The organism is Haloarcula sp. CBA1115, from assembly GCF_000827835.1.
Taxonomy (GTDB): Archaea; Halobacteriota; Halobacteria; order Halobacteriales; family Haloarculaceae; genus Haloarcula; species Haloarcula hispanica.
In genome coordinates this window covers 243,015-256,543 of record NZ_CP010530.1, presented here as the reverse complement: position 1 = coordinate 256,543, position 13,529 = coordinate 243,015, and the positions used below count along the sequence as shown (strand labels likewise).

Below are 13,529 nucleotides of genomic sequence, written 5' to 3'. Positions count from 1 at the left end.
AAGATGAGGTGTGGACTCCGTGTTCACGGGAACGGTCATGCTCAAAGGTAACCCATGTTTTCGAGCTGTTCTGTCGTCTCCTCGTCGATGTCGCGTACTGTCTCCTCACTCTCCCCGGAGAGGATATCCGCAATCTCCGCCCGCGCTTCGTCCTCAGTAAACTGCGGGGCCCCATACGCCTGATGTCCCGGCAGGAACCGACAGTATGAATCTCGAAGCTTCCTGTTGTGCAAGACCTGTCGACCGAAGGGCTTCTGCAGTAGCAACGCCAGAAAGACAATCGATGATGTCGTTTTGTGTCCGTCCACGAACGTGTGGCCACCGTGTTCGTCCCAGAGGCTCCTGATTGTCCGCTCAAACCCGCCAGTGAGACTGACGAACGTCTCGGCGGGTCCCGGTAACGAGCCGTATCGAATGTGGTTCAGGTGCGTATAGCCGGTCGCCCGACCCTCTCCCTCTGCGTTCCCATCCACCCTACCGAAATCAGGTCGCGAGGACATCGCACTGGCGACCGTCGGTAAGATGTCCACATGGTGTAAGAGCCCGTTCTCGCCGGAGGAGTCCAGCTCCGGATGAATGAACGACGTCGGAACGTATACGACCTCAGGCGTCGCGAGGTGTGTGTGTCCGAAGTACCCGTACTCTCCGAGGACCTCACCGTGGTCACTGGTATAGATGACGAGGGTATCTTCCCGAAGGCCTCTGCGTTCAAGCGTCTGGAGGACGCGCTTGAACTCTTCGAACGAGCGGTCTACACCATTGTAGTAGTCTTTTCTCGCCGTTTCCGGGTCCGACGATACGCGCCAGAGATATTCGAGAGCGGTCTCGTTGCGATATTCGTAGTCGTCCCAGTCGAATCCGTCGTACGGCGCGTGGCCACCGGGCCGGCGCGCAACGTGGACGAATGGTGGCTCGACATCGTCAATCGGTTTCCGTGGGGGATTAGCAAACATCTCCGCAATACTGTGGTTCATGCCGCCCTGAGCAGCTATCGAAACCTCGTGACTCTCAATATCGAATACTGAGCGGACGTTCGCAGGGACAGAATGCTTGAAGCTGTGGATGTTGCTGTTCGGTGGTAACAGCCCGGTCAACAAACTCCCGAACGACGTGGGCGTGTGTGTTGATGCTGCAATCGTCTTGTGGGTCTGCCCGAGTTCCGCGAGATCATCGTTAATTGCGTTATATCTGACAGCGTCGTCAACGTATATGAGGACGTTCTCTACGTCGATCTCCATGCTACCAGAGGGTGGCTACTACAACAATATAGTAAAGACACACCTACGAGGTATGAAACAGCACATAAAAAACAGTACCCGGTGACGGGACGGGATATCTACCGAAAACATCTCATTTCGTAATTGTTTCAGTTTTAATCGAGTTGAGGGTCTTCATGGCGTTTTTCGCCGGCTTGTAGCTAAATCTGCCCCCAAGCGCAGCGAGTGCAAACAGCCACCTGTCGGTTCGAAACGGCCAATAATACACTGACTTAAGTAGTTGCGTTCTCGCATCAGAGTATGCTTTGGAACGTAACGCTTCTTGTCCAAGAATGAACAGCAGTGACGCGAGGAAGGCCCGTTCGTACCGACGTCCGTACCCTGCAGCGAGTTCTCGGTGTTTCTCTACCATTAATGGGTAGGAGATATCCCGCTTCTCAGCGTAGTTATTGCTGATTCGGTCCGCTCCCTCGGGACAGTTCCGATATGTCAGTACTTCGGGGATCACGCGAAACTCGCTATGTAGCGAGAGTCGTATCAGCCACTCTCTATCTTGCCAGCTGGGAAACCGGTCGTCAGGGAGCCCGGCCTGTGGGATGATATCAGCCGAAACCATCAGTGTCGAGAATTCACCGAACGACTCCCCCAGAAGGAGGTCTTTGGTAACATCCCCTTCCGCCGTGAAGATAACGTCCCGTGTGTAGTCCCCGTAATCGTACTCACAGCCGGTGTAGACTACGCCGACGCTGTCAGCGCTCTCTGCCATCTCAGTAACCTGTCGAGCAATCTTTTCGGAGTCCCAGGCGTCGTCGTCATCTAACAACGCGATGTACTCGCCTTCTGCCCGCTCAATGCCCGTGTTCCTTGCCTGGTTCGCTCCTCTGTTCTCTTGGTGACGGACACAGTTGACTTCGATACCTCGTAGCGGCTCTCCGGCAAGTGTATCGGCTGCCGGCTGCGGGGAGTGATCGTCGATGACGATGAGTTCGATGTTTGGGTACGTCTGCTCTGCGACACTCCGTGCTGCACTCCGAAGTCTGTCCGGTCGTTTGTATGTCGGGAGGACAACGCTGACGAGCGGATTTGGCATATGGCTGGTGGTGGTTTGCGGCATCTAAAGTTAGTGTCTGGCTATGCGTGGCTCTGCTGGCTAATTTTGGGGCGCTACGGACCACCCAGTGAACCCACCGTTGGTATAAACCTTGTTTGCCGTTGGATCATTGTGCATTCTCGTCAGACTGTCTTCACCGTATCGGAATAGATATTCCTGTTGGTCTTTTGTATAATACGAGGCAGTGTGCTGTTTGACATCGTGTGTCTTCGTGACAACGTAACTTCGGCCAAACGTATCAGAGGCGATAACATCCTGGCTGAAATAGCCGAGGTTCCGAGGCAAGTTATTGTTCATACCGAAACTCTGTGGGTAGTAGCGGGGATGGTTTGTGCCTAAGACGAACGCTTCCATCTTATGTGACGTATCCATTGCATGGATCGGAACCCCTTCGTCAATATTCGCTGCCATGAATTGAGACCCATCGTACTCTGCGTAGGTCATGTGACGGTTTGGCTCGTAGGCAGCACTTGCAGCGAGACAGGCACCTAGGAGTACGAGTACGGTCAAAGCAACGGTGGTTACCGAGTTGCGCTTGGTGGCGCTATGGATGAGTGCCATCCCCACGAGGACTGCAGCGAACAGGAGTGCGTATCTGTTTACTCTTATTATGCCTTTCACGATGAGATTGCTAAGGAGGAAGATCGCTGCGATACCCAGTCCTGCAACGAAGTGAACCGAACCGAAGCCCCAGTCGTACCGCATCCGTTCGGAGAGAAACCAGTATAGGGTCAAAAGGACGAACGTCCCGGCGATAGTGAAGTAAATTGTGGTCGAGCCGTACAGAGTGATGAATTTCTCGGCGAGCTGTAGAGGTGAAAACTGGACTGAGCCGGCTCGCTGTACCTCTCTGGCTGCTGGGTTCATATCATCCTGTGCCGCAACGACTTTTATTATGGCCTGGCGTGTCTGACCGAAATTGGTGAGCCAGGCGAATAGGAGCGGAAGAAAGGCCACACCAAGCCGCGGACTGAGTTGCGGAGTGGACGATAGGGAAAGCCGTCCGAACAGCCCGGAATACACCGAGGTTAACAGTAATATACCTAGCATAAACAGGGTTGTCATCGGGTGTGAGTAGATGATGAACAGGCCAACCAGGAGAATCAAGAGCAGGTACTCGTTGTCGTTACTCCGTCGGTACAGTTCTGTGAGCGTGAGCAGGACCGGAACGACCATGAATGAGTTCATCGCCGGGTGGTTTGAGAGATGGAAGGTCGTATAAATGAGAGTGCTACCGGCTGCTAATCCGGCCGCGAGACTTCCCCGTTTACCCGAGAGCGTCTTCACAAGGACTCCGATTCCGATTATCTGAAGCGTCGTAAACAACAACGCTACCAAGTATGGCATCGCGTCAATCGGGACACCTAGCATCGCCATCTCGGCCATCAGCACATGTTCACCTGGATACCAGATTCCGGGAAGTGTTCCCGTTTCGAGAATCGCCCTAACATCGCCGAAGTGTTGCAGTGCATCTGCCGTTCCTTGTCCGTAAAACCGATAGCCGCGAGCTTTTGGGAGGAAGAAGTACAGCGCGTAGTTTGAAAGGACGAGGCCAAGACCATGTCGCCAGTACCTCGTTTGCGTAATAGCCGCTGCTATCAGCGTCAATATTCCACCGATCATGACCGAATAGAAAGTGAACCAGAACAGCTGGGACAGTCCATCTGCCAGCGAAGTTTCATATCCGGTTACCGGTTGAATGGACAGGAAGAGCGCACTCTCGAGGATAAGGATACCGGCTAGGAGTATGACCAGATATTCCTGTATGTCACGGTTGGCGAACTCGAAGCTGTCGAACGACTCCCGGTCGAGATTTGTCTCGTGACTCATTTATTACCCTTCTGGCTCGCGATGCAGTGTGAGGTCCACGTCTTTCCCTGCCTTGCATACGGTAGATATTAAGTAATCAGCGACTAACGCGCAGTGGATACACGCCCTCACCAAAGTCAGGCCTCGACCAGCTTCAATAGACCACCTGAACCGCAATATCGATTGGGCCACGAAGACGCGACAGTGGTATGGAACTGTGCAACCGGAATCAGTCGAGGCTCGATTCGCCATTCGTTCAGATCTCGTCCTTGACCACAGGTGTGGGACTGCTGGTCGATTCCGTCTTGTCTCGAATCACGGAGTCACCGATTTCAGCCACTTGGCCCAGTATTTCCGTTGTCTCTTGCACTGTCTCTTCCCAGTTGTAACGCGTCGTGACGATTGCTCGGCCGTGTTTTCCCAGTTCTGAGAGGCCGCGCTGATCGCTGAGCAAATCAGAAATCGCCGTCGCGAATCCCTCGACGTTGCCAACTTGGACTGTCTCTCCCGTTTGGTTGACTATTTTCGAGGTCTGTTCGAGATCGCTGGCAACAACTGGTGTTTCACAGGCTAAAGCTTCGATAACTGTCCGTGGAAAGCCTTCAGTCCGACTCGGAAGGACGAACAGGTCCGCTGCTCTGAACACCGAGGGCATTTTCTGATAGGGGACCCGCCCCAGGAATTCTACAGCATCTGTAAGTCCCTCGTCAGCGACCGTCGATTCGAGACTGTCTCGAAGCGGGCCGTCGCCACAGAAGAACAGCGATGCGTCCGGACAGCGCTCTCGTACCGTATCGAATGCAGCTAACACGTCCTGAGGTCGCTTTCCGTCGACTAAGCGGCCGACAAACACGATTGCCTGGCCGCCCTGGCTCGCGATATCGGGATGGGTCTGTCCAGCAGGGGAGAAGCGGTTGGTATCGATCCCGTTGTTTACAACCGCGATGTCAGCGTCGACACCGAGGTCACGAAGTTTGGATTGCTCGACATCGGTGTAGCAAAGCGTGACGTCGGCCGAGTCATACGTCCACTTACCCAGCGTACGAAGGTGTGCACGCGAGAACCAGAACGGACCTCGTTGTGAGTTGAGGCCGTGACATGTGATTGCAATCGGGATGTTGGCCATTCGGCAGTACAGCGCGGCCACGTTACTCGAGAAGAACAGGTGAGAGTGGGTGTGAACCACGTCGAAGTCTTCCAGACCACGTAGATCACCGACAGTGTTGGCGAAGATCTGATTCCCGAGGAGCTCTAGCTTCGGCGGTTGTTTGATCAACGTATACCCGTCTTGATCGGTAACCTCTCGCTCTTCCACCTCTTCCGAGACAGTCAAGACGGTGACCTCGTGCCCCATCGCAGCCTGATCACGGCTCAGAGCATGTATGTGATATGGCGCACCACCGACAGTTTCAGGGAAGATGTCTTGGGCGACCCGGAGTATGTGCATTTATTTCGCCCGACTCTTACAGGTAGAGGGGTATAGTTAATAGTCCGATTTTTTGAGTAATAGGCCTCTATAGCCAGTACAAGACACCAGATGGTGGTATGTAGTCACACTAAATCCTGCTACCGTATTCCTATTCGAGGACCCCCTGCTCTTGCATACGCACAGCCCAGTGCTTGAAGACGTAGACGGTCCAGAGGAACCGCGAGTGATCGTGGTTTCCATCGAGGTGTTCATCGAATAGTTCTAAAATCGCCGCGGTATCGAGAATCCCCAGATCAGTAGCACGGACCATCGAGACGAACTCGTCAGCAAGCTCGTGTTTAAACCACTCACCGATCGGCATATCGAACCCGTGTTTGTTTCGCTGTAAGATAGACTCCGGCAGTACATCATCGAAGGCTCGTTTCAGCACACGTTTTCGATCGCGGCCAGTTAGTTTGTGGTCTGTTGGGAGACTGAGTGCGTACTCAACGACATCAGTATCGAGGAACGGAACGCGTACCTCGAGTGAGTTGTACATACTGGCCTGGTCGACTTTCGTGAGCATCTGATCTGGGAGCGATAAGCGGGTATCGACAGCCTGTATCCGTGCCAAGCTCTCTCTATCGGCCAGTTCTGGGGATATCGCGGCGTGCTGTGTCCGGAGGGCGGTCTGCCCAGCTTCGATTGGGTCAACGTTCGTCACGGACTGGATAGCTTGGTCGTCGGAGACACGCATTAAATCGAAGTGACGCTCCGGAACTGATCGTTCTCCGCTCCGATTTATGAACCACTGTCCTTTGTAAACGGCGTCGCCGACCGCAGTCCCTCGTGAGGCGGGTAGTGCATTCACAGCCGGCTCGACGGCGTATTTCCGTATCTGGGCCGGAAGCGCTCGATAGTACTTTGACAGTGACTCGACTCGGTACTTATCGTAGCCGGCGAACAGTTCGTCAGCACCGTCACCAGAGAGTGCGACCTTGACGTTATTTCTCGTGGCTCGAGACACAGCGTAACTCGGCATCAGTGCCGGGTCGGCGAAGGGCTCCCCCAATTTATTCAGTACGTCCGGTACGGACTCGCGTACGTCATTCGCTGTGAGCGTGATCTCGTGATGGTCGGTGTTGTGGAAAGACGCCACTTCTCGTGCCGCCCAGGATTCGTCGAATCGATCCTGATTGAAACCGACGGTAAACGTCTTCACGGGATCATCGAGTAACTGTGCCATCGTCCCGACGATTATCGTCGAATCGATCCCCCCGCTGAGGAACGCTCCGAGGTCAACGTCGGCCATCAGGCGTTTTTCGACCGCCGATTCGACGAGCGAGCGTAGGTGAGAGGCAGCGGTATCAATGTCGGGATCACGAGGCGTGATCGATGGCTCGTGGTATTTGTCGCGGTCGATACCGTCGTCCGATATGAGTATCCGCTCGCCGGGTCTGACCTTCGAGACGTTACGGAAGGCCGTTTTCGGTGCCGGAATATATCCGAATGCGAAGTACTGAGCCAGTGCGTCCCGATCTATGCCGCCGAGGTCAATGTCGCTCTCGAACAGCGATGGGAGCTCGGAGGCGAACGCGAGCTTGTCGTCCGTTTCGGCGAGAACGAGAGGTTTGATACCCATCGGGTCACGGGCCAGTAATAGACGTTCTCGCTCACTGTCCCACAGAGCGAACGCGAACATTCCGTCGAGTTCGTCGACGAAACTTGGACCTTCTTCCTCATAGAGATGGACCAGTACTTCGGTGTCGGTTTGAGTGGTAAATCGATGTCCTGCGGACGTGAGTCGTTCCTTGAGAGCCCCGTAATTATAGATCTCTCCGTTGAAGATGACGGTTACGGTACCGTCCTCGTTGTGGATCGGCTGTCCCCCGTTCTCGGGGTCTATAATGCTGAGCCGGCGGTGTGCAAGTCCAACACTTCCATCTCTGAAAACCCCATCGTCGTCAGGACCTCGGTGACACTGGCAGTCGTTCATACGTTCAAGAACGTCGGTTTCAGGAGAGCCAGATCGAACATACTGACCACAGATTCCACACATTGTTCGCGTAATCTACATCGATGCTCAAAATTATACCCTCCCTACATGGGCGAGTCAGACAGGCTATCTTCCGCTCAACGCTGCCTATATGGGTCTGTCAGTCCGCTGTGGAACGTCCCCAGAGAAATTCTGTGCCGTTACGCTGCCTGAATGAACGATTCGAGCTATTCGAATCGACCAAAGCATTGCGGGAAGTCAAAAACGTGTCCCGAGAATCGGCGTAGGGTGAGTATAAACAAGCCCTTTCACACAGACTGTGAACTAATGGAAAACACTGGACCGATAGCGTTCTTCGTTCCCTCTCTGACAGTCGGTGGTGCCGAGCGTGTGACAGTTTCTGTCGCGAACGGGCTCTCTAAGCGCGGATATGACGTAGACCTTGTCGTGTCGTACAACGAGGGGGATTTCCGGACCGATGTCGCCGGAAGCGTAAACGTCGTCGACCTCGGAACACAGAGGATACCAGGGATAGGAATCGGTGCGAGCGTTCCCGCTCTCGTACGATATCTGCGGCGACAATCTCCCCAGATACTCTTCTCACAGATGACGTATGCCAACGATATGCACATGATTTCGCAGATTCTATCGGGCGCTGACACTACCGCCATCTCGACGATCCACAACACGCTCGGGATGCAAGAGGAATCGAAAGAGAAGCTCGTCCAGTGGCTGCAGCGTCGCCTCGCCGGTCAGTCGGACCAGTTCGTCGCCGTTTCAGAAGGTGTCGCTAAGAGCATCGTGGAACACGTCGGTGTCGACCGCGAGAAGGTGTCTGTCCTCCACAATCCGATCCCTGTCGATGAGGTCCAAGAGCGGGCAGGGAAGCCGGTGGATCATCCATGGATCGAATCGGCAAACATTGACGTCGTTCTCGGTGTCGGACGCCTGGAGAGAGCGAAGAACTTTGGATCGTTCCTCCGCGCTTTCGAACGGGTCCATACCGCTCGACCGGACACGCGTGCGATTATTGTCGGCCGCGGGTCGAAGCGAGCCGAACTCGAAACCCTCGCGGCCGAGTTAGGTATCGACGCTGCGGTTTCGTTTCCCGGCTTTGTCGACAACCCTTACGGCTACATGGCGGGTTCGGACGTCCTCGCGATGTCTTCGGTCCACGAGGGACTGCCGACCGTGCTCATCGAGGCCCTTGCCTGCGGATGTCCGGTCGTCTCGACCGATTGTCCCAGCGGCCCGGCAGAGATCCTCAAAGATGGTGAGTACGGCCCGCTCGTCGATGTCGATGACGACGAGGGACTCGCAGCGGCCATCCGGACGACGCTCGACGAGCCACTCCCGAGCGATGTGCTGATCGAGCGTGCGAACGATTTCGCTCCCGCGGCTGTGATCGACCAGTACGAAGCGTTTATTCGAAATTTCGTATCGGTGGAGACCACCGATAGTGTCGATAAACGATCCGAGCCGCTCACCCCCTCGTGACTATAGTAGCCATTGAAAATCAATGCACACCTGATCGCACGACGGCAGTGCGATCAGTGTGGAAATCGTTTCAATTGGTACTATAGCTCCGGTCTATACCATCCATCAGAACTGTCCAAAACCTACTCCCAGACTCCTGTCGTTGTTAGCTCACGTTATGTCGACCCAAATGTGAGCCTCACGGTACGCGTTCTCAGCTGTGGGTTGATCCGGCGGACTTCCCCTGTACAACAAATACGTCAACCGCAGGCGCTCGCCCTCCAGTACCGGCGTCACCGTGTGACGCTGCAGCCAGCGGTCTCCAGCCGCTGTCCGGTTGCTGTAAGTATCGAGACGTATGCGCTCGATGACCTCTCCTGTCGGTGCGGTTCTGGCCATCTGCACGACGACGACATACTCGGTTGTCTCCATCTCGTGATTCGTGGCGGTGAAGTACATCTGTTCAGGCTCGCCCAACGCGATCTGCTCCGGATAGCCGCTTGCCTCCAGATCGCCAGTCTCATTCTCGGTCAGCAGCCCGAATTCTGTGTACGCTTCGCCGCGCTGTGGCTGAGCCGCGACCAGCGTCACGCTGGCAAACGTCACGAGGATCGCCACACCGACAACTACGGTCCCCAGCTGGACTCCCTCCCCATCGGAACCACCGCTGGCCGCTCGTGAGTTTCCGAAGGGCATCGAGGTCTGGCTCAGGCCCGTCTGTGCCCTTTTGTAGCGCCGATACCACGCGATTCCGGTTGCCCCAACGGTTACGATAGCAAGGGCAGTGACAACCGGAGTCGGGCGAATCGGCCAGGGCGTGAACTCAAGATTGACTCCGACGATAATTGCCAAACAGATACTTGCTACAACCGAGTACAGCATCCGTTCTGTGGTAATCAGCCGGTGGTGTTCATCCTCCGGGTTCCGAGTTGGAAAAAGGGCCGCGACTACAGCATAGCCCGGGACGAACAGCAAGAAGGGTAACGCGACGGCCGCGAGGAGCACCCCTTCAAGAGACGACAGCGTTGCGAAGAGTACAACCGCTGTGTACCCCCCGGTAACAAGCAAATCGACAGTCGCTGGCGAAGTATCCGACCACCTGCCCATAAGTTCCGCTCACGCCTACGCCATGATAAGTAAAAACTGCATAACGGTCATTGACGGTGTCGAATGTGGTGTCAAAGAACGATATCCAACCGTTCAGAGTGATCACTCTGATTCTGTTCGGGAGAGATACTTTTGCTGTAACCGCCAGACGTACCCACGAAGTAACAGAATCGATAGTTTCGGAATGAACGAGCCGTATCGAATCCCGCTCGACTCGTCGCCGTAGAGTGCTTCCATCGGTACGTCCTGAACAGTCATCCCATTCGCATCTAAGTGAATTAGCATATCGTTCAGAAATCCGTAGTCGTCAAACAGATCGTTCAGCGAGAGCTGGTCAAGCGCCGTCGCAGAAATCGCGGTGTATCCGTTCTGTGGGTCGCGCATTTGCCAGTGTCCGCTCGCAATCTTGGTCAGCATCGTGAGGAGCGCATTCCCGAACAGCCGCCAGTTAGACATCTGAGTACAGTGGCGTCGCGATATGAGGCGGTTGCCTTTCGCGTAATCCGCATCCCCCTCAACGACTGGGTCGAGTATCTCATCGAGGATGTTCGGGTCCATCTGGCCGTCGCCATCAAGGACTGCAACCGTATCCATGCCGCTCATAAGCGCTAGCTCGTATCCGGTTTGTACGGCAGCCCCGCGACCGCCGTTAGTCTGATGACGGACTGGGACGATCCGCTTATCGAGAAACGTCTGGCTTTCAGATACCGTTGTCCCAGCCCCGTCGGCGACAACTATTTGTTGTGCGGAGTCACCAGTCACACTTGCGTGTTTCACCTCAGTATCCACGTATTCCTTGATTTCGGTCCATGTGCCATCTGTCGAGCAGTCGTCGATAACGAACACCTGATCGACGTACTCCGGAAGTGAGTCGACGACCTCACCGATGAACCCCTCTTCGTTGTGTGCCGGAACGACGACACCGACGGTCGAGCCTTTATACACTCTATGTCCCCCCTGTTGGTGAGTGGAATGGGTCCGCTACGGTACGCACAGAGTTACCGAAAAGGGAGCTACTCATCTCGGGTCGGCTTTCATGCCAGACCCACGCGCCAATAGCAACCTCTGATTCAGTGATAGTCATGGTAGGTCGTAGGGCCGCTCACCGGCCACCAATAGGGCCCTCTCTGTCGCCATGTTGGACAAATCGATCTATTGTTATTCCTTACTTTCCAGGGTTAGCGGTCATATACAGTGGACTGTCGGATCGATAAATATCTCGTTAGGCCGATTCCGAAAAGCGCCCACGTACGGCGATTACTACTGTTAGAGGGAGTGGTTATTCGAATTGATCCTGATACGTCGTCCTGATGTCCGCCTGACGACTATCGGTTAGGTTCTCGTACGACTTCCCGTACGTGTCGTTGGCCAGTTCGTCCCAAGATTCGATTCGGTCACCGGAGTCAGTCTGGAACTGTGCATCGAAGTCCGCTTCGACCTTCTGTTGGGTTTCGATTTCTAGTCCTGTGAAATTAAACTTCTCCCCAGGTTTCACATCGGCACCGTACTCTTGCCGGGCGATTTCCTCACGCGTCCGCACCTCTACGGCTGCAAGGCCGTCCGCGAACGGTTGGCGTTCGTGAATCTCTTCGATCTGGCGCTTCGTTTCACCGCTCACCTCATCATAGTAGAGTCCGTACTTGTCCTGGGTTATTTCATCAAGCGAAGCGCGGTCACCATCAGAGACACTGGTACTTCCGCCGGAACCGCTGGACCCGCCGTCTTTTGCCCATGACGGCTTGACCGACATAGCTGTTGACGCACGCGCGTCTTTTGAGTAGACGCCATAGACGTACGTCTGCAGACTCAGTGGTTCTACGGGGTAATCCGTCGAGTCGGTTACCGTGTATTCAACCTCGAACCGAACGCGAGTCGACTCGCCGGGTGCGAGCGTGACATTTCTGTCGACTCCATAGGCTTCCGGCCGATCATCGTCATCGCTGTCGATACGATGCTGGATCGATTGAGTTCCGGTGGTTTCACCGGTGTTCGTTACGTCCGCGGAGAACACAGCCGTATCACCGACATACAGGACATTCGGTCCAGCCAAATCCGACACCTCGAAATGACTATCCTGTACCGTCATCGAGACGGTATCTATGTCGTCAGCAGTTCCAAGCGAATGGTTGTGTGTCCCGCGGCTCAAATTCGTCGTATTCACATCAATAGACACCGTTGTCGTTTCGTTGGCAGCAAGTGAAACGGTGCGCGAATAGGTAGTGTTCATGGAATCACTCCGGAGCGTGACGTTGTCGAGCCCGTCCACGTCACCAACGTTCTCGACGACTGCTGAGACATTGGCAGTTTCCCCCCTCGTTACGTTGGCCGGTGCAGTCGTATTCTGCACACGGAACGTCGCCGGTTGCTGGACGTGGAGTGTTCCGGTCGTTGTCGTGTTTTCGGTGGCGACCCTGTATTGGTATCCGCCAGGCTCCAGATCAGCAGTTCGGACCGTGGCAGTGCTCATCTGGCTCTGGCCGCCCGCAAGCGAGTGGACGCTCTCATTCAGCGTTTCAGCATCGGAGTACTGGCCGTTTTGGTCTGCATCGACAGCGATTTGCACTGTCTGGACGCCACGATATGCACCGACATTGGTCAGGTTTGCTCGGATGGAGGCGTTGGTTCCACGGACGATTGTAGCGTTTTCAGTGGTATCAGCGAGGACAAACGTAGGCGGGGTGAGGACAGCCACATTCCCAGTTGACTCCGGGGCCGATGACTCACCGACGGCAACGGCGTACGTGTATTCCCCGGGACTGATTTGATCAGGTTCGACAGCGAACGTCACGTCCGCCGGTTCTGCAGCCGAAACCTTGACTTGTTTTGTTGCTACCGTTTCAGGAGACTGTCCGTCCCTGTTCAATCGTAGCGCTACTTGTTGTGTTGTCGTTTCCGACCCCGCGTTTGTGATTTGAAGTTCCACACGCAACGGCTCATTCGGCCGAATTTCGGTCGGAGACTGCACAGTGCGTATCTCCAGTTCGTCCTCGCTCACAGTGGTCTCCGTATCGGCCGGTCCATCGGCGAAACCACCGATTCCAAGCCCTAACGTAGCACCTCCAATGAGTAACAGTCCAGCGACGCACCCAATCAGTAACTTTCCGTAGCCTATGGACAACATGCGTACGCAGGTATGTTACAAATCATTATTGTTACGGCTGCTATACCCACCGGTAGACACTCTTTGCATTCAATATCGAAAAGCGGGTTTCTACAGGTAGGTTTCAGAATGGGTAGCAGACGTTTACCACCAGACACGTTCCCCAAAGTGGAGCTTTCAGCCATAGTCGTAGTGAGTCGATACCGTTCGTCGGCGTCTCAATTATGCGACTACCGTTAGCTGAATCTATGAAAAACACACCATCTTGTGATCTAATACCGGAGTTGGTGTAATGGAATAGGTTA

Annotated in this window: 9 protein-coding genes; 1 reads left to right on the top strand and 8 read right to left on the bottom strand. The window is 54.8% G+C overall.

What is annotated here, in order from left to right; genetic code table 11:
- Positions 1 to 41: 41 nt before the first annotated feature.
- The 5 genes from SG26_RS18130 to asnB form a co-directional block, all read right to left on the bottom strand.
- Positions 42 to 1,238 (bottom strand): sulfatase-like hydrolase/transferase, encoded by a 1,197-nt coding sequence (locus tag SG26_RS18130; RefSeq protein ID WP_014031323.1) that lies wholly within the window; start codon positions 1,236 to 1,238, stop codon positions 42 to 44.
- A gap of 112 nt (positions 1,239 to 1,350) precedes the next feature.
- Positions 1,351 to 2,307 (bottom strand): glycosyltransferase family 2 protein, encoded by a 957-nt coding sequence (locus SG26_RS18125; protein ID WP_044952851.1) that lies wholly within the window; start codon positions 2,305 to 2,307, stop codon positions 1,351 to 1,353.
- Between the two features lie 60 nt (positions 2,308 to 2,367).
- Positions 2,368 to 4,158: a hypothetical protein gene (locus SG26_RS18120; RefSeq protein ID WP_014031325.1), complete on the bottom strand. Its 1,791-nt coding sequence runs from the start codon at positions 4,156 to 4,158 to the stop codon at positions 2,368 to 2,370.
- Positions 4,159 to 4,393: 235 nt separating this feature from the next.
- Entirely contained in the window at positions 4,394 to 5,584 is a 1,191-nt protein-coding gene (locus tag SG26_RS18115) for a glycosyltransferase family 4 protein (protein ID WP_014031326.1), read from the bottom strand.
- A gap of 130 nt (positions 5,585 to 5,714) precedes the next feature.
- Positions 5,715 to 7,541, bottom strand: coding sequence for an asparagine synthase (glutamine-hydrolyzing) (gene asnB, locus SG26_RS18110; protein WP_050038391.1), 1,827 nt, complete (start codon positions 7,539 to 7,541; stop codon positions 5,715 to 5,717).
- Positions 7,542 to 7,754: 213 nt separating this feature from the next.
- Between asnB and SG26_RS18105 the strand changes: the two genes are divergently transcribed.
- Complete coding sequence (locus SG26_RS18105) at positions 7,755 to 9,038, top strand: glycosyltransferase (protein WP_369804310.1); 1,284 nt, start codon at positions 7,755 to 7,757, stop codon at positions 9,036 to 9,038.
- 150 nt (positions 9,039 to 9,188) lie between these two features.
- On the opposite strand, the gene SG26_RS18100 is transcribed toward SG26_RS18105, so the two are convergent.
- The 3 genes from SG26_RS18100 to SG26_RS18090 form a co-directional block, all read right to left on the bottom strand.
- On the bottom strand, positions 9,189 to 10,124 hold the full coding sequence (locus SG26_RS18100) for a DUF1616 domain-containing protein (RefSeq protein WP_008311680.1): 936 nt from the start codon (positions 10,122 to 10,124) through the stop codon (positions 9,189 to 9,191).
- 102 nt (positions 10,125 to 10,226) lie between these two features.
- On the bottom strand, positions 10,227 to 11,069 hold the full coding sequence (locus tag SG26_RS18095; RefSeq protein WP_008311681.1) for a glycosyltransferase family 2 protein: 843 nt from the start codon (positions 11,067 to 11,069) through the stop codon (positions 10,227 to 10,229).
- A 334-nt stretch (positions 11,070 to 11,403) separates the two neighbouring features.
- Entirely contained in the window at positions 11,404 to 13,245 is a 1,842-nt protein-coding gene (locus SG26_RS18090) for a CARDB domain-containing protein (RefSeq protein ID WP_050038389.1), read from the bottom strand.
- Positions 13,246 to 13,529: the final 284 nt, after the last annotated feature.